Source organism: Pseudomonas lyxosi (assembly GCF_047758685.1).
Taxonomy (GTDB): Bacteria; Pseudomonadota; Gammaproteobacteria; order Pseudomonadales; family Pseudomonadaceae; genus Aquipseudomonas; species Aquipseudomonas lyxosi.
Genome location: NZ_CP180481.1, coordinates 4,432,501 through 4,453,332, shown reverse-complemented (window position 1 = coordinate 4,453,332; position 20,832 = coordinate 4,432,501). Strand labels below are relative to the sequence as shown.

Here is a 20,832-nt window from a genome sequence, read left to right as displayed (position 1 = left end):
TGCGTTCGGCTGCGCAGCAGTCGTGAAACCAGAGCACTCGGTCTAACAGATGAATCTGACATAGCGGATTTACGACTGCTGCGCAGCCGAACGCAGGCTTCGCCAGCTGCTACAGGGGACGCGTCTAGGCGACTCAGGCCAACACTTCACACATCTGCAACGCCGAGCAATCCACGTGGAACGGCCCGAAGAAATCGTCCTGGCGTTCGATTGGTGGATTGCCGGCCAGCAGCCCCAGGGCCTTAGCGGTTTCAATGTTGCGAGCAAGGTTGTGATTGGCTTCGATAGTCCGTGCCACCGACCCCGCCGAGCCCTGTCCGATCCCCAACAACGAGGATCCATTGGTCATGAACGCCAGGAAGGCGATGACCCAAAGTCTATGCCCTTTCATTCCCCGGCGACTCCCGCGAGTTCAGCCTGATCGACCATCGCGGTTTGCGAACGGTGTTCAAACTGGATGCCGGGATGAGCGACTTGAACCGGCGCTTCAAGCGGTTGACGCGATTGTGGCGAGAGGCTGACAACCAGCACCAGGACTACGTAAAGAGCGATAGCCAGATAGGCGCCGTGTTTGGCAGAAGTGATGATTGCGCTGGCCATGATGTTCTCCGCAGGCATGTTTCGATGCCCACAGAATCGATCAAAAAAGCGGTGATAACCACTCAGGGTTATCCATAGTAACCATCAGCTTCGTTAATCATTAAGCCAAACTATCTCAGTCTTCAATAAAACTCATCATGCGTTCGCGGGCCGCATCCGGCTCTTCTGGAACGGGCTGGGCAGCCGAAAGAATGGGGGTGGAATAGAGAAACAGAAGAACCACGGCCAGACGCATTGCCATGCTGTCGATCCTTATTTTGAGAAGGAGTCAAAAAATCAGCGTCAAATTTAAACTTATGGCCATGTGATATCAAGCAATACATTGATAGCAATATGATGCTGTCGTAAACGCGTTATGCAGGAGCGACATCACTCAGGTCTTTCGAAGCTTTTCAGCTTGATCGGCGCAAGTGACTTCGCTCCTGCATAAAAGGTGCAGGGTTCAAATTTCAGGCTTGGGTCTTATGATCCAGAGCCGCGTAAAAGTTGGCGCTCTGTTGCAGGTATTTCTGGGTGTAGCTTTGGGCGTGGGATTTTTTGTCGCTGATTTCAACGCTGGCGCTGGCTGGCAAAGCAACAGTGGCAGAGATAGCGGAAGCGGCGATTACGGAGAAGAGGTTGAAGTTCATGGCGATGTTCCTCGGATTCAGTTGGCTTGCTTGCCCGGTGGGGCCGTGAAGCAAACTTAACCTTCGAGGTTGGCGCCTTGAAATCTTTTGTAGCATTAGCAGATATCAGCGTCATTAATAGAAGGATGCAGGCCCCATCAACCGGGGCCTGCGGCCTATTGACGCACCATGAACTTGAGGTCGCTCGGGGCATCCATCGGCAGTTTTTGCACGGTTTTACCCAGCAGGCCTGTCTTTGAATCGCGTTCGACGACGACAATCTGGTTACTTTTCTGGTTAGCGATCAACAAGAACTTGCCACTCGGATCGAGGCTGAACTCCCGCGGATGATCACCTTCTACGGAACGGCGCTGCAGTTCCTTGAGGTGCCCGGTCGCAGGATCGATGGCGAACACCAGCAGCTGATTGGCGGTGCCACGGTTGCTGACATAGAGGAACTTGCCATCGCTTGACGCGTGAAGCGCAGCGGCTGCCTTGTCCGAAACGGGCTGACCCGTCGCCAACTCGACCATTTGCGTTTGCTTGAGTTGGCCGTCCTTGTAATCGAACACTGCAACCTGCGCACTCATTTCCATGGTCAGCCACGCGTGCTTGCCATCGGCGCTGAACAGCAGATGACGCGGCCCGCTGCCGGGTGGCAACTGGACGGACGCCGGTGTAGCGGCGGTCAAGGGCAGTTCCGGGTTGGCCTTGGGGTCGAAGCGGTAGGCAAAGATCTTGTCGGCGCCCAGGTCATTGGAGAACACATACTGGCCGTCCGGCGAGGAAACCGTTGAATGCACGTGTGCCGACATCTGCCGCTCGGGATTGACCCGGCTTGATGGATGGCTGCTCATCTGCACCACGGGTTTGAGCTTGCCATCGGCGCCCACCGGCAATACTGCCAGCGTGCCGCCCGGATCTTCAGCCACCGAATAGTTGCTGACAAACAGGTGACTGGCTTCAACGCTGAGGCCCGAATGCGTCGGCTCGTTGCCCAGACTCTGCACCTGATTGATCAGGCTCAGCTCATGGGTTTTGGGATCGATCGCATAACTGCTGACGCGCCCTACCGGATCGGTCTGTCCCGGGCCGTTTTCGTTAACCACGAACAGCTGACGCTGATCCTTGGACAGGGTCAGCCAGGATGGGTTTTCGCTCTTGATCACTTGCAGTGGTTTGGCATCGATCTGCCCGGTGGCGCTGTCGAAGTTCAGGCGATAAATCCCTTGGCTCTGACCGGCGGTGTAGGAACCGACCAGCAACTGGTAGTCGTCGGCCGACGCAACCTGAATACCCATCGCGCCGACGCTGCCGGCTATCAACAGCGGCCAGAGCTTACGCATCCTCATTCGCTTCTTCCTCGTCGTCATCACCGCGGATAGCGGTCATGCACACCAGCCGGTGTTCGCCGGAACTGCCGGTGATCAGCCAGCTTTGCAGGGTTGGGTCGAAGGTCGCGGCCTCGACTTCGGCCGGCGTGAACTCCCAGTGCTTGGACACACGACCGTCCAAGCATTCGATGTGCAGGTTATCGTCTTCATCGAGGGAGAATTCGAAGGCGTGCAGCCCATCGATTTCTACCATATCGCAGTGTTCGAGGGTGGCGATCAAGGTGTCGGTTGCGGCAGTCATGGCAGTCAATCTTTGAATGGGAAAGACGCAATGATAGCTCATCACACCGCAATGATCGTTCCCACGCGCAGCAAAGGAATGCCTCTTCGGACGCTCTGCGTTCGGCTTTGAAGGGACGCGGAGCGTCCCGGGCTGCATTCCCACGCAAAGCGTGGGAACGATCAGTCACAGGATTACAACGCTTCGCGCGAAGGCTGGCCATCCACCAACCGCTGAATACGCAGCGGATTACCATTCTTCAACGCATCCGGCAGCAGGCTGTCGGGGTAGTTCTGGAAGCACACTGGGCGCAGGAAGCGATCAATGGCCAAGGTGCCCACCGACGTACCACGCGCATCGGAAGTGGCCGGATACGGACCGCCGTGGACCATTGAATCGCAGACTTCCACGCCAGTCGGATAGCCATTGAGGAGGATCCTTCCAACCTTCTGTTCCAGCAACGGCGTCAGCTCAGCGAACTGCTCGAAGTCTGCCGGCTCACCAATGATCGTCGCCGTCAGCTGCCCGTGCAGGCCGTTCAATGCGGCGCTGAGTTGCGCCTGATCCGCCACTTCGACAAACACCGTGGTCGGGCCGAACACTTCTTCCTGCAGCACATCATCGCCCTTGATCAACAGGCTGACATCGGCCTTGAACAGCTGCGGTTGCGCCTGATTGCCTTGTTGCTGACTGCCGGCCAGATGCTCGATGCCGGGGTGAGCGAGGAGTTTTTGCAAGCCTTTGTCATAGCTGCTCAAGGTCCCGGCATTGAGCATGGTTTGCGCCGGTTGATCGCCCATCAGCCCTGCGACTTGCTGCACAAACGCACTGAATTGCGGCGAGCGAATACCGATCACCAAACCGGGATTGGTGCAGAACTGACCGCAGCCCTGAACCACCGACGCCGTCAGGTCACGAGCGACGGTTTCTGCCCGAGCTTCCAGCGCCTGCGGCAACACGATCACCGGGTTGATGCTCGACATCTCGGCGAACACCGGGATCGGTTGTGGACGCGCGGCCGCCATGTCGCACAACGCACGACCGCCCTTCAGCGAACCGGTAAAGCCTACCGCCTGAATCGCCGGATGCTTGACCAACGCTTCGCCGACGCCACCGCCGTAGATCATGTTGAACACACCAGCCGGCATGCCGGTTTTTTCCGCCGCGCGGATGATCGCATCAGCGACCCGTTCAGCGGTGGCCATGTGACCGCTGTGAGCCTTGAACACCACCGGGCAACCGGCGGCCAACGCCGACGCGGTGTCGCCGCCCGCCGTGGAAAACGCCAACGGAAAGTTGCTCGCACCGAACACCGCGACTGCCCCGAGGCCGATGCGGTATTGGCGCAAGTCCGGACGCGGCAGCGGTTGGCGATCCGGCAGTGCCTGATCGATCCGCGCACCGTAGAAATCACCACGCCGCAGCACCTTGGCGAACAGGCGCATCTGGCCGCTGGTGCGACCGCGCTCGCCTTGAATCCGTGCGGCGGGCAGCGCGGTTTCGCGACAGACCAGCGCTACAAAGTCATCACCCAGCGCGTCCAGTTCATCAGCAATCGCATCGAGAAATTGCGCCCGACGTTCGGCGCTCAGGCTGCGATAGGCCGGGTAGGCGGCAGCGGCAGCCTTGGCAGCGGCATCGACTTCTTCGAGGGTGGCCTGGTAAAAATTGTGAGGCAACGCTTCGCCTGTGCTGGCATCAACGCTGTTGACGATGATTTCGCCGGCAGCGCTGCGCTGACCGCCGATGTAGTTGTGACCAAGAATCTGGGTCATGCCTGTCTCCTTAAAGGGTACCAATGGTGCCGGGCTCGAACGCTGCTTCAACCGGTGCAATCCCGTTGATCAACGGTGCACCGAACTCGGCCTGACTGATCTCGAACACGTCACCCGGCTGGGTGCGAATGCCGTCGGCAAAGGACAGGGTCGCGGTGCCGAAGAAGTGAATGTGCACATCGCCCGGACGCAGGAACTGGCTGTACTTGAAATGGTGGTACTCGAGGTTTTCCAGGCTGTGGCACATGTTGGCCTCGCCACTGAGAAACTCGTTCTGCCACAGCACTTCACCGTTACGCAGGATGCGGCTGGTGCCTGCCAAATGTTGAGGCAGTTCTCCGACTCGAAGTTCCGGGCCGTAACTGCAACTGCGCAGTTTGGAGTGGGCCAGGTACAGGTAATTTTTGCGTTCCATTACGTGATCGGAGAACTCGTTGCCCACGGCAAAACCCAGGCGATACGGTTTGCCGTCGCGACCGATGACGTAGAGCCCGCTGAGCTCCGGCTCCTCCCCCGCGTCTTCGGCGAACGGTGGCAACGGGAACGGTTGGCCCGGACGCACGACGATGCTGCCGTCGCCCTTGTAGAACCATTCCGGTTGAACGCCGGCCTGCCCCGCTACCGGTTTGCCGCCCTCCACGCCCCATTTGAAGATGCGCATGGTGTCGGTCATCGCGGCTTCGTCGCCGACTTGCTGATGCATCTTGTCCCGTGCCGACGCGCTGCCCAGATGGGTCAGGCCCGTACCGCTGACCAGCATGTGCGCGGGATCCGGGTGATCCAGTGGCGGCAGGATGCACAACGTGGCCAACAGTTCGGCGTAGTCATGGCTGATGCCCAGGCCCAGGTTTTTCACCTGTTGCTCAAGATTGACCCCCGCCTCGATCGCCGCCAACGCCAGGTCGCGAACGGTGCGCGCGTCCTGCACTTCGCGCACCAGACCGTCTTCGACCACGCCCACCCGGCGCTCGCCGTTACTCAATTCGAACTGAACTAAACGCATGAACCTTCTCCTGTTTGCAGATTAAGTGCGGGTAGCGCCACGGGCGCTGGCAGCGAACTGGTCGGCCGGCAGTACATGCTTGCGTTCCAGCAGGCGATAGACCACACCGGTCAACACCAACACCAACCCGAACACCATCACGCCGGACAAGAAGTACAGACCCGAAGCCAGGTTGCCGGTGTATTCCTTGAGCGCGCCGATCACGAACGGACCGATGTAGCCGCCGAGGTTGCCCACCGAGTTGATCAACGCGATCCCGGCCGCCGCACTGGCGCCGGCAAAGAAGCGGCCCGGCAAGGTCCAGAACACCGCGGTGCAGGAAAACAGCGCGAAGGCCACCAGGCACAACGCCGCCAGTTGCAGCACCGGCACCGTCAGCCAGGCGCTGAGGAACAGGCCGATGGCACCCAACACGTAAAGCACCGCCAAGTGGCCGTAGCGATCATTCAAGCGGTCGGAACTGCGCGGAATGATCAGCAAACCGATGATCCCGAAGATGTACGGCACCGATGACACGAAACCGGTCACCAGATCCGTGCCACCGAACTGTTTGATCAGGGTCGGCAACCACAAACCCAGGCCGTAGATGCTCAGGGTCACCGGCAGATAGAACAACGCGAGCAGCAACACACGTTTGTCCTTGAGGGCGTGCAACGGATTACCGTGGCGGGTCTGGCCGTACTCCTCAAGATCCTTTTTCAGTTCGCCGGTCAGCCAGTCTTTTTCGGCCTGGTCCATCCACTTCACCTGTTTCGGACCGTCCGGCAGCCAGCGCAGCACTGGCCAGGTCAACAGGATTGCCGGGGTACCGATGACGATGAACAGCCACTGCCAGCCATGCAGGCCAAGAATGCCGTCCATGCCGAGCAGACCGCCGGACACCGGGCCGGTGATCAACATGGCGATGGGTTGGGAAAGGATGAACAACCCGAGGATCTTGCCGCGATGGCGCACCGGGAACCACTGGGTGATGTAGTAGAGAACGCCCGGAAAGAAGCCGGCTTCCGCCGCGCCGAGCAGAAAGCGCATCACATAGAAACTGTGCGGCCCCTGGACGAAGGCCATACCGATGGTGATGGCGCCCCAGGTGATCATGATCCGCGCGAACCAGCGCCGCGCGCCAAAGCGTTCGAGCATCAGGTTGCTGGGAATTTCCAGCAGGAAATAGCCAATGAAAAACAGCCCGGCGCCCAGCCCGTAAGCCGCGTCACCGATGCCGAGGTCGGCGCCCATGTGCAACTTGGCGAAGCCTACGGCGGAGCGATCCACATAGGCGATCAGGTACAGCAGGATCAGGAAGGGAATCAGTTTCAGCGTGATGCGACGAATAAGCCGCAGTTCCTGGCTCATGAGATCGGTCTCCGATTGTTGTTGTTATAGAACCTCGGGGGACGCCTCTCGCGGAAAACCGCCAGGGCAATCCCTCCGTTGAAATTGACTATATAGTAATACTATTTACGCAACAACACTTCCAAACCGCCGGATTTGCGCTTATGTTACGCCTCAGCTCAAACAATATAGTCATACAATAAGAGAACCGATCATGTCTGATAAGAAACCCACCCTGCGCTCCGCCCAATGGTTTGGCACTGCCGACAAGAACGGCTTCATGTACCGCAGCTGGATGAAGAATCAGGGCATCGCCGACCACCAGTTCCACGGCAAGCCGATCATCGGCATCTGCAACACCTGGTCGGAACTGACCCCGTGCAACGCGCATTTCCGCCAGATTGCGGAGCACGTCAAACGTGGGGTGATCGAGGCTGGGGGCTTTCCCGTGGAATTCCCGGTGTTCTCCAACGGCGAGTCGAACCTGCGTCCGACCGCCATGCTCACCCGCAACCTGGCGAGCATGGACGTCGAAGAAGCGATTCGCGGCAACCCGATTGACGGAGTTGTGCTGCTGACCGGTTGCGACAAAACCACCCCGGCGTTGTTGATGGGCGCGGCCAGTTGCGACGTGCCGGCGATCGTCGTCACTGGCGGGCCGATGCTTAACGGTAAGCACAAAGGTCAGGACATTGGCTCGGGTACTGTGGTCTGGCAGCTCAGCGAACAGGTCAAGGCTGGCACCATCACCATCGACGATTTCCTTGCGGCCGAGGGTGGCATGTCCCGCTCGGCCGGTACGTGCAACACCATGGGCACCGCGTCGACCATGGCCTGCATGGCTGAAGCACTTGGCACCTCCTTGCCCCACAACGCGGCGATTCCAGCGGTCGATGCGCGTCGTTACGTGCTGGCACACATGTCCGGCATGCGCGCGGTGGAGATGGTTCGCGAAGATTTGAAGCTGTCGAAAATCCTCACCAAAGAGGCCTTCGAAAACGCCATTCGGGTGAACGCCGCCATCGGTGGTTCAACCAACGCCGTGATCCATTTGAAAGCCATTGCCGGACGCATCGGTGTCGAGTTGGATCTGGATGACTGGACCCGCATCGGTCGTGGCATGCCGACCATCGTCGACCTGCAACCGTCCGGGCGTTTCCTGATGGAGGAGTTCTACTACGCCGGTGGCCTGCCAGCGGTGCTGCGTCGTCTGGGTGAAGCCAATCTGATTCCGCATCCGAATGCACTGACCGTCAATGGCAAGACCCTCGGCGAGAACACCAAGGACGCACCGATCTACGGCCAGGACGAAGTGATCCGCACCCTCGACAACCCGATCCGCGCCGACGGCGGCATTTGCGTATTGCGCGGCAACCTTGCGCCACTCGGTGCGGTGCTCAAACCTTCAGCCGCCAGCGCCGAACTGATGCAACACCGCGGGCGTGCGGTGGTGTTCGAAAACTTCGACATGTACAAGGCACGGATCAACGATCCAGAGCTGGAGGTGGATGCCAACTCGATTCTGGTGATGAAAAACTGCGGGCCGAAGGGTTATCCGGGCATGGCCGAAGTCGGCAACATGGGCTTGCCGGCCAAGTTGCTGGCCCAGGGTGTGACGGACATGGTGCGCATTTCCGATGCGCGCATGAGCGGCACAGCGTACGGCACTGTCGTTCTGCACGTGGCCCCGGAAGCGGCCGCCGGCGGACCTTTGGCGACCGTGAAGGAAGGTGACTGGATCGAACTCGACTGCGCCAACGGTCGTCTGCACCTGGACATTCCGGACGCCGAACTGGCGGCGCGCATGGCTGATCTGCAACCGCCGCAGCAACTGATCGTGGGTGGCTATCGTCAGCTGTACATCGACCATGTGCTGCAGGCGGATCAGGGTTGCGATTTCGACTTCCTGGTCGGCTGCCGTGGTTCTGAGGTACCGCGCCATTCCCATTAAGAGCAAAAGATCGCAGCCTTCGGCAGCTCCTACGGGGTCCGGTACGACGGGGTATTTTCGGCGTACTCGGTCGGTGTAGGAGCTGGCGCAGCCTGCGATCTTTTCAAGGGCTGGATCGCCCGCCGCTCGCGCCTGTTATCATGCGCAGCACCCCATCGCCCAGGATCGCGCCGTTCCCCATGGATTACCGCAAACCCTCCGACCGCAAAAGCATGCACTCGCGCATCGTCCAGGAACTGGGCATGCAGATCGTTTCCGGACGCTTCAAGCCGTGTGACAAACTGCCCGCCGAAGCCCTGTTGTGCGAGGAGTACGCGGTCAGCCGTCCAGTCCTGCGCGAAGCCACCCGAGTCTTGGTCGCCAAGGGTCTGGTATATTCCCGTCCGCGAGTGGGCACGGTGGTCAAGCAGCGCAAGGAATGGCACATGCTCGATCCGGATGTGCTGCACTGGCTGATGCAAAGCAGCCCGCAAAATGAATTCTTCGATTTGCTCACCAGCGTGCGCAGCATCATCGAACCCGCAGCAGCCGCCCTCGCCGCGCAGTTCGCCACGGACGCTGACATCGCCTCCATCGGTGAAGCCTACCAACGTATGGAAGCCGCACCGACCCCCGAAGCGCTCTTGCAACCGGACCTGGATTTCCATAGCCGGATTGCCGATGCGACCCATAATGACTTGCTGGCCAACCTGTGCAACATGCTGTCGGTGGCGATTGCCGAAGCCTTGAAGCATTCCAACCAGCGACCGAATCTGCATGAACTGGCATTACCACGGCACAAGGCAATTCTGACGGCAATCGAGAATCGTGATGCGCTCGGAGCGCGGCATGCCACGCTGGTGCAGCTGGATGATGCGCGTAGTGCGTTGAATGCGGTGTTGGGCACCGACCCGTCGTAACAAAACCTCCAGCTGTTACATCAAGCGCGCTCTTAGCCTGTCGAGTCGGTCGATAGGTGGTAGCCGGTTACCGCACACCTCGTTCGGCTTGGTCTTATGCTCCGGATTTAACCCCATGCAAAGGACTGCATCATGCCGACACCTGCCTCATCGCCCACTACGGTGGGCTATACCGACATCCTCGCGCGCGCGATCAGCGCCCGATTCAATACCCGACCGACATTGCGCTCGCAAACCTCTCGCTTGCTCAAGGACGGCTTGCTGGAAAAATACCCTCAGCTTGATTTTGATCCTTCCCTGACGAAAATCGCGCAGCCGATCCCGGATGGCTCATGGCGTCTCACCCTGTTTCTGGACGTGGTGCTTGAGTACCTGGCCAGCGGCACACCGCCCGACCTGAACGAGCAGTACGGCCGCAGCTGCTTTTTGACCAACAAAGCGCCTGCGCACCTGACCATCGGAAAAACCACCTCGCGCGGACCGGACATGCAAGTGATTGCAGGCGTTATCCGTGAGTTGCCGACGATTCTGTACATCAGCTTTCAGGAGGCGTTGACAACCTACTGGAACAAGAAGACCGATACCGAGGTCAGCCGCTGGCAATGGTTGGGGGATCTGCTTGCCGGCGTTCTCAAGACATCCGCCACACACCTGTCGTCGAGCAACGCATTGCAAGCCGATGTCCTCAGTGAACTGGCCAATCACCCCGACAATCAAATGCGCCTTCAAAGGCCAGGGCCAAATGGCGTTGTTCATGCCTACACCCTTCAAACCAGCCTGATCAAAGGCGAAGTATCGGTCGCCCTGCAGACCTCCGACATTCTGGTGAGTTGTGGTGAAACCCATCTGTGGTGCAGTGTGACCGGCACCATCAAGTCTTACCCTTCCCTGCAAGCCTTCGGCCTGGCTTGGTGCGAGCAGTTTCAACAGGACTTCATGGCTGACTCGATCACCTGGAAACGCTTTGAGCCCGACGGCAATATCTTTGACACCCAGGCCTCCCTGCTCTTGAACCAGCAACTGGAAGACCTGGCCGCGCTCAAACTGCCCGCCCGTCGGCGTCTGGAGGACCTTGAAAGACGCTTTGATTCCATCACCGACGTGGCCAAGCTGTTCGTTGGAAGCCAAACCGCCCCCATGCACTTTCAACCGATACAGACAACGATTCCCGAGTGGCTGCAAGAGGCTGCACCCACGGACCGTATGGCTTATCGCAAACACGTTCTGACAATGGCGAGCATCAAACAGCAAACCCAAGGTCGCTCGTTTAAAGACGGCATCGACGACCTCCACACGTTCGCTAGAAAGGCGTTGCACAAACAGATGCTGGAGGATCAGCCCCTGGCGCCCGGCTATAACGCCGATGAACTGGAACTGACCTTTCATGTTCCCGTCGGTGATCTTGGCAGCGGCTACATTGAAACCGTCAAAATGTCCCTGACCGAGTTGGCCGTCAAAAACCTGGCTGGAAAACCCAAAGGCCGGATGACCATTCGCCATACAGGGGAGCAATTGATCCAGGACTGGACCACCGAGGCCTACTTGCTGGATCTGGTGACCCGGGTCGATGTGGGCAAACGCTATCCGGAGTTACTTGAGAACCTGTTGCTTGGAAATAACCATGAGGCCAAGGAACGCGGGCGCCTGTTTGGCCTCGAACTGGGTACCCGGTTACCACTGCAGGCCCTTGAACATTCGATCAAGGGTGAACACGGTTTCACCCGCCGGGGATACCGGTACGTCGATGCATTGATGAACAACACCGCTATCGAGCGAATCGTCGATGAGCAGTCGATTGTCATCAGGCCATTGGCATTTCAAAGGAAAGCCGGGGCTGACTGCGATGTAGTCCGCAACATGTTCATCATCGAGCCGAAAAACGTCGATGCCGACGGCCCACATATTCTTTACCGACCGCTGTACACGCCGTGCCTGCATCAATACCCCACCCGCACCGACTTATTGAGCGCGATCGCCCAGGCCGGCCCGCTGCAAACCAGCGTGCTGACCTGGCTTACGGATCGCGCGCGGCCCATCTATGACAACAACGGTTTCAACGAACCGCACATTGTCCACTTCCATGTTGGCGATGACTTCACCCAGCCAGACAAACCGAAACCGGCGATTCTGGTGGGGGACGACGCCGCAGGTGATTGGCTCACTGCGCTCGAAGAAGGTCGATTGCTGGCCAGCCTGTTCGCCAGCAATGCCCGCGCATTGGTGGATCTGGCCGACAAACAATCCGTATCCAATGCCGAGAGCCGCTGGGCGATCATCCTGGAAGGCGGCTGGCTGGTATTCAACAACCTGATTCTGCCGCTGTTGCGCGGTCCGGCCATGCTGGTGGGATGGATGCTGCAAATCACCCACAGTCTGATCAACGACCTTCCAGCCCTGGACAGTGAAGATGCCCAGGTTCGAAACCAGGCCTGGGTCGACGTATTGTTGAACATCGGGCTGGTGCTTTTGCATGTAGGCCGAGGTGCCGTCGATGTGCCGTTGTCCACAAAAAAGGGCGAACAACGTCCGGTCGCCTTCGATCCGTTGCTCCGCTCAGCGGCGCAATCCCCTCTGAACATCGAAGCGCCCGTCGCCCAGGACACGCCAGGGTTGCCTTCAGAACCGCCGGGTAGCGGCAACACCCTGTTGGATTTCAACCTGTCGACCGCTCGCGACTCGGCCTCGGCGCGGCTGTTCGAGAAGCTGCACGACGTTCGGGTTCCATGGCCGGCGTCTCTGCCCGAACCCATCGCAACCGGTCTCTTCAAAGGCTTGTACCGGATTGACAACAAATGGCATGCCAGCATCAAGGGCCTGCTTTTTCGCGTGAGTATCGTGCCCGGATTCGGCGAGGTCTATCTGGTGCATCCCGAACACCCGGATCATCCGGGGATCAAGCTTAAGGCCACTGCCAATGGCAAATGGGTGCTGGATCAGGGCCTGAAACTGGTTGGAGGCGGACCCAAAAAGAGAATTGCCGCCGAGCGAGAAAGGCGTCAAGAGCGCATCGCACTGCTGGAGTTTCAAAGTCAGGCGTTCTTGGACCAACAGGAGCGGGTGCAAAAACGCGTCGATATCGCAGAAAGCCTGATGCAGCTGAAAAAAAATCACCCCGCCAGTTCCGAGGCGGAACGCGCGACATTCAGGCAACGGTACGCCGCTGAACTGGACACGCAGACCCAAAGCTACGTCACGCTGATTGCCGAAACCAAGGAATTAAGCAGCCTGACCGACACGCCGCCCAACAATCAGCGGCTCTGCGGCCTTTTGGAAAACATCATCAATAACGTTCGCAAACAGCTCGTTATGGCTGACCTGGATCGTGACGCCAACAACCTCGCTTACACCGAATTCAGCAGTGGCGTTCAGCAAGTCCTTGCAACCTTGCAAATCGAAGGCCCGACCATGGTGGATCGGTACTTTGACTTCATGCGCAAAACCGCCGACATCAACGAATCCATGATCAAGCTCTATGAGGAGGTGGATAGCCGACTTCACGAACTCAAGCAGATCCCTCGCCTGGGCGTAGAAGCCTGGAGTCGATTGACCGGGAACCGATCGGAAAATGAAATGACCGCGCTGAGGGTCAAGTCCTACCAACTGACCATCTTGCGCATTCTCAGTGCCAAGGCACTCGGCTCCGAAACAGAGGCGACACTTGAAAGCACGCTCGATCCCATACGGTTGTTGTCTCGTTCTCATGCCGAACTGCACACCACACATGTCTATGAAAGCAGCGACCGTATCGCCGTGCTGGATAACCTGGTCACCCACTACAACAAGGCGCAAGACGGCCTCGAAAGTATTGGCATCTTCGATAACGACGAAATACAGCTCTCTGCCTTCACCCGCCTGCGAGAGATCGTTGAAGAGTTGCGCGTGGATGCCGAGCGCCGTCTGGCCGAAGAACTTCAAAGCCAGCCGCAACCAGAGCCACCCTCGCCCTCCTCGTCGGGGGACGGCAAATCTCCGGTCAAACCTCCCTCTTCGTCGGCAAGCCGCAAGAAGGTCATCAAAACCAGAAAGGGTACGTTGATCGGTGAGATTCGCCCTCGCATTGCCAATCAGGGCGGTGACATCGTCGATATCAATGGGCCAATGGACGACAAGCCGTTGGCGTCTTTCCACGAACATGAGCCCGATGTCTGGGTCGAAATCGTCGAAGCCAGGCCCGCGGCACCCAAGCTTTCACCCGTGCCCTACGATCAACTCAAGGCCAACGCCCGCAAAGCGCTGGCCAATGTTGATAAACAAGTGCGGAAAATTGAGGGCTACTCACAACGTGCGAGCTCGCCCAAGGAAATCGAAGAGCAATTGCAGCGAGAAGCGCAAAAGCTGATCCGGTATGCCGATAACCTGGAAAAGCACGAAAACGCGCCGCCAAACCGAGAAAAAGAGGCCCCGCTTGTTACCGATCTGCGAGACAAGGCCCGAGCCCTGGACGACAAGGCTACGGAGCTGCGCACCCGCATGACGCTGGCCCAAGCCCCTAACAGCGAGGGCGTGGAGTATCTATTGCGGCGTAAGGAAATATACCCGCGCATCATTGGTAACCGGGTTCAGCTTAAAACCGGACGCCGGGACTTCATGCAGGAATACGTCCTGTTGAACGGTGACGATCAACCCTGGTGGTACGGACATTTTCACTATGCAAAGGTGGATGATGCCAAGTCCGACTACACCCAGGCCCATCTAAAAACCAAAGAACAACGCTTCGAAACGTATGAATCGGCGATCGCCAAGGCTAAAGATCCGAAACAGAAAATCGACATTCATCGCGGGTTCATCAGCAAAGAGCTGGCAAACAACGATTTCTTGCCGCTGCTACCGCGCTGAGTCGCGCCCATAAAAAAGCCGCAACCAGAGGTTGCGGCTTCGGGGTGTGACTAAAGCTTAGTGAGCGAACAACGAATTGCCCTTCTGCCCCGCCAATTTCTCCGGTTTGATCAGGAACCGCGCCAATGCCGGCAACAGCCACAGTGCGCCGAACATGTTCCAGAGCAGCATGAAGGTCAGCATCAGGCCCATGTCGGCCTGGAACTTGATGGCCGAGAAGATCCAGGTGCACACGCCGATCGCCAGGCACAGGCCGGTGAACAGCACGGCTTTACCGGTGGACTTCAGCGTCTGGTAGTACGCCTCTTGCAACGGCAGACCGGCACGCAGGAAGCTTTCCAGACGGCTGTAGATGTAGATGCCGTAGTCCACGCCAATCCCCACCCCGAGTGCCACAACCGGTAGGGTTGCGACTTTCACGCCAATGCCCATGAAGGCCATCAGGGCGTTGCCGAGTACCGAGGTCAGGACCAGCGGCAGCACGATGCACAACGTCGCCGCCCAGGAACGGAAGGTGATCATGCACATGGTCGCCACGCAGATGTACACCAGGATCAGGATGGTCAGCTCGGATTCCTTGATCACCTCGTTGGTGGCGGCCTCGATCCCGGCGTTACCGGCGGCGAGGATGAATTCCAGGCCTTCCTTGTTGTTCTCCTTGGCGAAGTCCTGCACCGCATGCACGGCGCGATCCAGCGTGGCGGCCTTGTGATCGTTGAGGAACACCAGCACCGGTGCCAATGAACAGCTGTTGTTGTACAGACCATCAGCCCGGGCGATCGAGTTGTTCAGCACGTCCGGGTTACGCGACAGGGTTTCCCATTTCAGGTTGCCCTCGTTCATGCCCTTGATCATCTGCTTGGACACGGTCACCAGTGAGATCGCCGACTGCACGCCCTCGGTGTTCTGCATCTTCCACATCAGCTCGTCGATCGGCGCCATGGCTTCGTAGCGCGAGCAGCCTTCGGACTTGGTCTTGACCATCACCACCAACACGTCGGAACTGGTGGAGTAATTGCTGATGATGAAGTTGTTGTCCTTGTTGTAGCGCGAGTCCGGACGCAGTTCCGGAGCACCTTGGTCAAGGTCACCGATTTTCAGGTTCTGGCTGTACCAGAGGCCGCCACTGAAGGCGAGCAAGGCCAGGACGATCGATACCGGCGCCACTTTCGGGCTGGCAAAGTTCGACAGCAGACGCCAGAACGGGTGTTCGCGGTGCGCGTCTTTCTTGCTGCGTTCGACGGCGCGTTTGCTGATGCCGACGTAGGAAATCGCCACCGGCAGCAGGATCAGGTTGGTGAACACGATCACCGCCACGCCGATAGACGCACCGATGGCCAGTTCACGAATCACGCCGATGTCGATGATCAGCAGTGTGATGAAACCCACCGCATCCGCAAGGATCGCAATCATCCCCGGCAGGAACAGCTGACGGAACGTGCGCCGCGCCGCAGTCAAGGCGTTGTCTGCCTCGCTGGATTGCAAGGCAATACCGTTGATCTTCTGCACACCGTGGGAAATACCAATGGCGAAGATCAGGAACGGCACCAGCATCGAGTAAGGATCAAGCCCGAAGCCGAAAAAGTGCATCAAGCCGAGCTGCCAGACCACTGCCACCAACGTGGTGCTCAACACCGCCACGGTGCTGCGCATGCAGTTGGTGAACCAGTAGAGCAGGATCAACGTGATGATGAAGGCGACGCCGAAGAACATCACCACCATGACCAGGCCATCGATCAGGTCGCCGACTTTCTTGGCGAAACCGACGATGTGGATCTGCACGTTAGGGTTCTGGGCTTCGAATTTGTTGCGGATCTTGTCTTCAAGTTCGTGAGAGAACTTGCGATAGTCCAGCGCCAGCAACTTGCCCTGATCCTGTGGGTCCGGGTAGGACTCCAGCAGCGGGATATCAACAATGCTCGACTTGAAGTCGTTGGCCACCAGACGCCCGACCTGACCGGACTTGAGCACGTTGTTGCGCAACAGGTCGAGGCTTTGCTGGGAACCGTTGTAGCTCTGCGGAATCACTTCACCACCGGCGAAGCCCTCCTCTGTCACTTCGGTCCAGCGTACGCTCGGGCTCCACAGCGACTTGAGACCGGAACGGTCAACACCGGAGATGTAGAACACCTCGTCGTTGATCTGACGCAGGGTCTCCATGTACTCCTTGGAGAAGATGTCGCCATCAGTGGCTTCCACCGAGATGCGCACCGTGTTGCCCAGGTTCGCCAGATCGTTGCGATGCTCCATCATCTTTTGTATGAACGGATGCTCGAGCGGGATCATTTTTTCGAAACTGGTGGACGGCCGGATCAGCGTCGCTTGCCAGAACAGGAAAATACTGACCAGCAGGCAGATCACGATCACTGCCGGGCGGTTGTTGAAAATCAGGCGTTCGAGAAACGTCGCCTTGTCATGATGATGAGTGCTCAAGGATGTCATAGACCCGCCTTCTTATTATTTGCCCGGCTCATTTGGACGACCCATTTTTTCCATTCTCTGCGCCGGTTGGCGAAGTGACGCGAACGCCACCCTGCCCTGCCAGAATCAGATTGCCGTTGCCCGCTGCGGTGACTGCCGATACGGAAATGCGATCCGGACGGTTGAACACGCTGAAGGTTTCGCCGTTGTCGTTGCTGCGGATCACAGAGCCGCCGTTGCCGACAATCACGATGGAGCCGTCGTCGAGCAGCGTCGCTCCGGACAGACCGAATTCCAGTGCACCGCGAGCGGCCTTGAGCTCAACCGGCTCCCAGGTCGTACCGAAATCGGTGGAGCGAAACAGATTGCCCCGCAGCCCGTAGGCCAGCAGCGTATTGGCTTGAGCGGTGCCGATCACGCCAAACAGCGAGCCTTCATATGGACCTTCAAGCTTTTCCCAGGTCTGACCCCAGTCGGCGGAGCGGAACATGCTGCCCTGCTCGCCGACGATGAACAGACCGGAATCCTTGACCGCGGCGATGGCGTTGAGGTGGTACTGGTCTTCGTTGTCGAGGCGATCGCTGACGTCTTCCCAGTTTTTGCCACCGTCGGTGGTGGCCATCAACGCACCGTAGGCGCCCACGGCAAAGCCGCTGTTGACGTCCTGGAACCAGACGTCGAGCAGCGGCGATTCGCGTTTCAGATCTTCGAATTGCTTGGTCCAGGTGACGCCGCCGTCCTCGCTCGCGAGGATCTGCGCATCATGGCCGACAGCCCAACCGTGTTTGTCATCGACGAAAAACACCGACGTCAGCAGTTGCCGCGTCGGCACCTTGGCTTGGGTCCAGGTTGCGCCCTGATCATCGGAATACAAAATGTGCCCGCGATCCCCGACCGCCACCAGACGCTTGCCGGCGTGCACGACGTCGAGCATCAGGCTCTTGCTGGCTTTGGCAGATTCAACGGAATAAACAATGTCGGATGCTGGCGCAGCAGCGGCCAGCGCAGGTGCCGACAGCACGGCACAGCCCAACAGCGAGAGCGCTGTAGCCAGCAACGCGAATTTGCGTAATGCCGGCGGGCGGCAGATACCCACACCCATGACAGGCTCACTCATAGACCTTCCCCCATTATTATTGTTAGGTCGTTCAACCTTTCTGGGCGCCATAAGGGTGCTCTTTGCGAATGCCTTTTCTGGAGCATAGTCCTGAAATGCGCAATCTAGAGCCCCTTCGGAAGCTGGCTTATCCTATCGGGGTTTGGAAAGGTCTGACAATCGACGCCACGTTATGTTTTGTTAACCTGGGCGGTTTGCGCATTTGCTGAATGTTTGGGTATCAGGTGGGGTGATTGGGTTTTGTTGGTCGGTGTGTATATCCGTTACTGCGGTTAAGGCTGCTGGCGGTTTCGCTCTTACAGCGAGTCCCTTTTTCAAACGCCAAAAAGGAACCAAAAGGCTTCGCCCCGGCGTACGGCACTTCGCTAAAGCTCAGTGTTCCCTCGCTACGGTATCCATCAGGGGGCATCGCCTACGGTCTGCTTCGCGACGACCTCCTCTCGATGTGTGCGGCTCCGCCGCACGGCGCTACGCGCCTAACCCCCTGATGAACACCTACGCTCGGCCTGCCGAAGGGGCGAGAGATCAAAAGCAGAATCAAGATCTAAAGCCACAGCCACAGCAAAATCAAAAGATCGCAGCCTCGTTTCACTCGACAGCTCCTACAGGGAATGGGTGTACCCCCGGCTTCTCACCACTCAACAGGCCGAGCGTTAGCTCGCCTGCAGCTTTTGATCTTGACCCACCCGCCCCTTCGGGAGGCTGAGTGGAGGTGTGCATCTGGGGGGAAGGCGCGAAGCGCCGTGCGGCGAAGCCGCACACATCGAGAGGAGGTTGAAGCGAAGCCAACCGGAGGCGATGCCCCCAGATGAATGCCGGAACGAAGGAACGCCGAGCCTAAGCGAGGGGCCGGACGCTTGGGGCGAGACTTTTTGGTTACTTTTGAGGCGTTCGGTACGTGTCAAGGTACCTGTCGCCTTGGTATTCCTACGGCTAACCCATTGCGGCCTTAACGTCAGGGCGTTCGGGGTTCAAATACACCGTATCTGCCAACTTCCAGTTGCGTGTGCTGGTACTCCAGCGGCTCGGATTAGCTTCCCTGGCATCTTCATACAGCGCTGCTCTGGCCTGTAATAGAGCTGTTGCTTTGCCTTCATGGCGCTCGTTCGGCGTCACGTATTTCAAGGCACTATGACGATGGTCTTCGTTGTACCACTCAATAAATTTTTGCACCCAAAGCCTTGCTTGCGTGACCGTATCAAACGGTTGATCCGGCCAGAGCGGGCAGTACTTTGCCGTGCGAAAAAGTGCTTCGGCGTAGGCATTGTCGTTGCTCACACGAGGTCTGCTAAATGACGGCTCGACGCCCAGAGCAACCATGCTTTCACGCAGCAAAGAACCTCTCATGACGTGGCCATTGTCTGAGTGCAGCACCAAGGGACGACCGGCTGTGTGCTCGCGTAAGCAGCCTTTTTCAAGCAGCTCACACGCATGCTCGCTGCACTCCGATTCATACACTTCATTGGCGACCAATTTACGGCTGTAGATGTCCTTGACCATGTACCAGTAGAAAAAACGGCCCTTAACTGTGCTCGGCAACCAGGTGATATCCCAGCACCACACCTGATTGGGGCCGTCAGCACGATGCGTCGTCAGCACCTTGCGTTTCGGGGCTTTGGCACGACCACGGCGCACGTTTTGATTAGCCGCTTTTAACACACGGTAAAAAGTCGATTCCGAAGCCAGATAGATACCTTCATCTGCCAGCTTGGGAACGATTTGGTGCGGTGTGAGGCTGGCATAGCCAGCCTGATTGGCCGCGCCAAGCACCGCTTGGCGCTCTGCCTCGCTGAGCTTGTTTGATGGCGCTACCCGCTGAGCCACCAGGCGCTTGTCGCAGTCAGTGTGTCGCCAACGTTGAACCGTGCGCAGGCTCAGTCCCAGCTCGTTGCACGCCCGATATCGACGAGCTCCACCCAGTACTGCCTCGGCAATCAACTTCATGGCTTGCGTACGATCAGAGGCACTGATCAGTCTTCCTTGTCCTTGCCCCAGATCGCATTGGCTTTTTTTCTGAGTTCCAGCAAAGCCTCCGCCTCAGCACGTCCAGCATCTGATCGAATCAACTGACGTTCCAGCTCTTTGATCCGTAGTTGCTCGGCAGTTTTCTCTGCGCTGGGTTTCAGGTCAGCAAGGGTATTGGCGTTTTGGCAGGCTTCGCGCCACTGCTGGATTTGCTCAGGATAAATACCTTTGATTCGGCAATATTGAGAGATTTCCACCTCGCTCAACGGCGCGGTTTCCATGACGGCATTGAATTTATCGGCGCTGGACCATTGATCACTGGTCTTCCCGTTTCCGGGCACGATCAAACCTTTATCTCTAGCCATTTGCCTCCAATTACGCAGTGCCTGTGGCGTGACATTGAGTGCAACAGCGAGGTCCGCCACTGAACGATTGAGGGGCGGCATCATTTGCTGTACGGCCCAGTCTTTGAAGTCGTCGGTATAACGCATAGGCATTGTCGTGCACCTTCGCCCTCTTGAGTGAATGAGTCAATCAACAAGGGCGACAAGTAGCCTGACACGGAGGGCGTTTGCCAAAAGGGACTCGCTGTAAGAGCGAAACCATTAGCGGCCGTTACCGCAGGAATGGATATGTACACCATCAAAAATCCCGGTCGGCTCTAAGGCCGCCTTCGCGAGCAAGCTCAGCTCCTACAGGGTTCAGGTGAACCGC

Annotated in this window: 15 protein-coding genes; 3 read left to right on the top strand and 12 right to left on the bottom strand. The window is 58.2% G+C overall.

Features of this window, described 5'->3' with window-relative positions; all coding sequences use genetic code 11:
- Positions 1 to 133: 133 nt before the first annotated feature.
- The 9 genes from ACMXYI_RS20580 to ACMXYI_RS20540 all read right to left on the bottom strand — a co-directional run bounded on the left by ACMXYI_RS20580 (position 134) and on the right by ACMXYI_RS20540 (position 6,950).
- Complete coding sequence (locus ACMXYI_RS20580; protein ID WP_046053629.1) at positions 134 to 391, bottom strand: hypothetical protein; 258 nt, start codon at positions 389 to 391, stop codon at positions 134 to 136.
- Entirely contained in the window at positions 388 to 600 is a 213-nt protein-coding gene (locus tag ACMXYI_RS20575; RefSeq protein ID WP_415768813.1) for a hypothetical protein, read from the bottom strand. The genes ACMXYI_RS20580 and ACMXYI_RS20575 overlap by 4 nt, the downstream gene beginning before the upstream one ends.
- Before the next feature lie 115 nt (positions 601 to 715).
- Positions 716 to 841 (bottom strand): hypothetical protein, encoded by a 126-nt coding sequence (locus ACMXYI_RS20570; protein ID WP_415768812.1) that lies wholly within the window; start codon positions 839 to 841, stop codon positions 716 to 718.
- A 208-nt stretch (positions 842 to 1,049) separates the two neighbouring features.
- Positions 1,050 to 1,229, bottom strand: coding sequence for a hypothetical protein (locus ACMXYI_RS20565; RefSeq protein WP_008157047.1), 180 nt, complete (start codon positions 1,227 to 1,229; stop codon positions 1,050 to 1,052).
- A 155-nt stretch (positions 1,230 to 1,384) separates the two neighbouring features.
- Complete coding sequence (locus tag ACMXYI_RS20560) at positions 1,385 to 2,554, bottom strand: lactonase family protein (RefSeq protein ID WP_415768811.1); 1,170 nt, start codon at positions 2,552 to 2,554, stop codon at positions 1,385 to 1,387.
- Positions 2,547 to 2,843: a DUF5629 family protein gene (locus ACMXYI_RS20555; protein WP_415768810.1), complete on the bottom strand. Its 297-nt coding sequence runs from the start codon at positions 2,841 to 2,843 to the stop codon at positions 2,547 to 2,549. Before ACMXYI_RS20555 ends, ACMXYI_RS20560 begins: the two co-directional genes overlap by 8 nt.
- A gap of 173 nt (positions 2,844 to 3,016) precedes the next feature.
- Positions 3,017 to 4,597: an aldehyde dehydrogenase (NADP(+)) gene (locus ACMXYI_RS20550; protein WP_415768809.1), complete on the bottom strand. Its 1,581-nt coding sequence runs from the start codon at positions 4,595 to 4,597 to the stop codon at positions 3,017 to 3,019.
- 10 nt (positions 4,598 to 4,607) lie between these two features.
- On the bottom strand, positions 4,608 to 5,600 hold the full coding sequence (araD1, locus tag ACMXYI_RS20545) for an AraD1 family protein (RefSeq protein WP_415768808.1): 993 nt from the start codon (positions 5,598 to 5,600) through the stop codon (positions 4,608 to 4,610).
- 21 nt (positions 5,601 to 5,621) lie between these two features.
- On the bottom strand, positions 5,622 to 6,950 hold the full coding sequence (locus ACMXYI_RS20540) for an MFS transporter (RefSeq protein ID WP_415768807.1): 1,329 nt from the start codon (positions 6,948 to 6,950) through the stop codon (positions 5,622 to 5,624).
- Between the two features lie 193 nt (positions 6,951 to 7,143).
- On the opposite strand from ACMXYI_RS20540, the gene ACMXYI_RS20535 reads away from it, so the two are divergent.
- The 3 genes from ACMXYI_RS20535 to ACMXYI_RS20525 all read left to right on the top strand — a co-directional run bounded on the left by ACMXYI_RS20535 (position 7,144) and on the right by ACMXYI_RS20525 (position 14,615).
- Complete coding sequence (locus ACMXYI_RS20535; RefSeq protein ID WP_008157040.1) at positions 7,144 to 8,880, top strand: IlvD/Edd family dehydratase; 1,737 nt, start codon at positions 7,144 to 7,146, stop codon at positions 8,878 to 8,880.
- A gap of 179 nt (positions 8,881 to 9,059) precedes the next feature.
- The gene (locus ACMXYI_RS20530) at positions 9,060 to 9,779 is read left to right on the top strand and encodes a FadR/GntR family transcriptional regulator (RefSeq protein WP_176471536.1); all 720 of its coding nucleotides are present in this window, start codon (positions 9,060 to 9,062) and stop codon (positions 9,777 to 9,779) included.
- 132 nt (positions 9,780 to 9,911) lie between these two features.
- Positions 9,912 to 14,615: a dermonecrotic toxin domain-containing protein gene (locus tag ACMXYI_RS20525; protein ID WP_415768806.1), complete on the top strand. Its 4,704-nt coding sequence runs from the start codon at positions 9,912 to 9,914 to the stop codon at positions 14,613 to 14,615.
- Between the two features lie 57 nt (positions 14,616 to 14,672).
- Here the strand turns inward: ACMXYI_RS20525 and ACMXYI_RS20520 are convergent, their stop codons facing one another.
- The 3 genes from ACMXYI_RS20520 to ACMXYI_RS20510 all read right to left on the bottom strand — a co-directional run bounded on the left by ACMXYI_RS20520 (position 14,673) and on the right by ACMXYI_RS20510 (position 20,615).
- Positions 14,673 to 17,057, bottom strand: coding sequence for an efflux RND transporter permease subunit (locus tag ACMXYI_RS20520; protein ID WP_046049562.1), 2,385 nt, complete (start codon positions 17,055 to 17,057; stop codon positions 14,673 to 14,675).
- Positions 17,058 to 17,085: 28 nt separating this feature from the next.
- Entirely contained in the window at positions 17,086 to 18,153 is a 1,068-nt protein-coding gene (locus ACMXYI_RS20515) for a WD40/YVTN/BNR-like repeat-containing protein (RefSeq protein WP_415768805.1), read from the bottom strand.
- 933 nt (positions 18,154 to 19,086) lie between these two features.
- Positions 19,087 to 20,615 (bottom strand): IS3 family transposase gene (locus ACMXYI_RS20510; RefSeq protein WP_415768804.1). Its coding sequence is split into 2 segments (ribosomal slippage): positions 19,087 to 20,150 and positions 20,150 to 20,615, totalling 1,530 coding nucleotides; the frame shifts between segments, so codons are not numbered across the junction.
- Positions 20,616 to 20,832 lie beyond the last annotated feature (217 nt).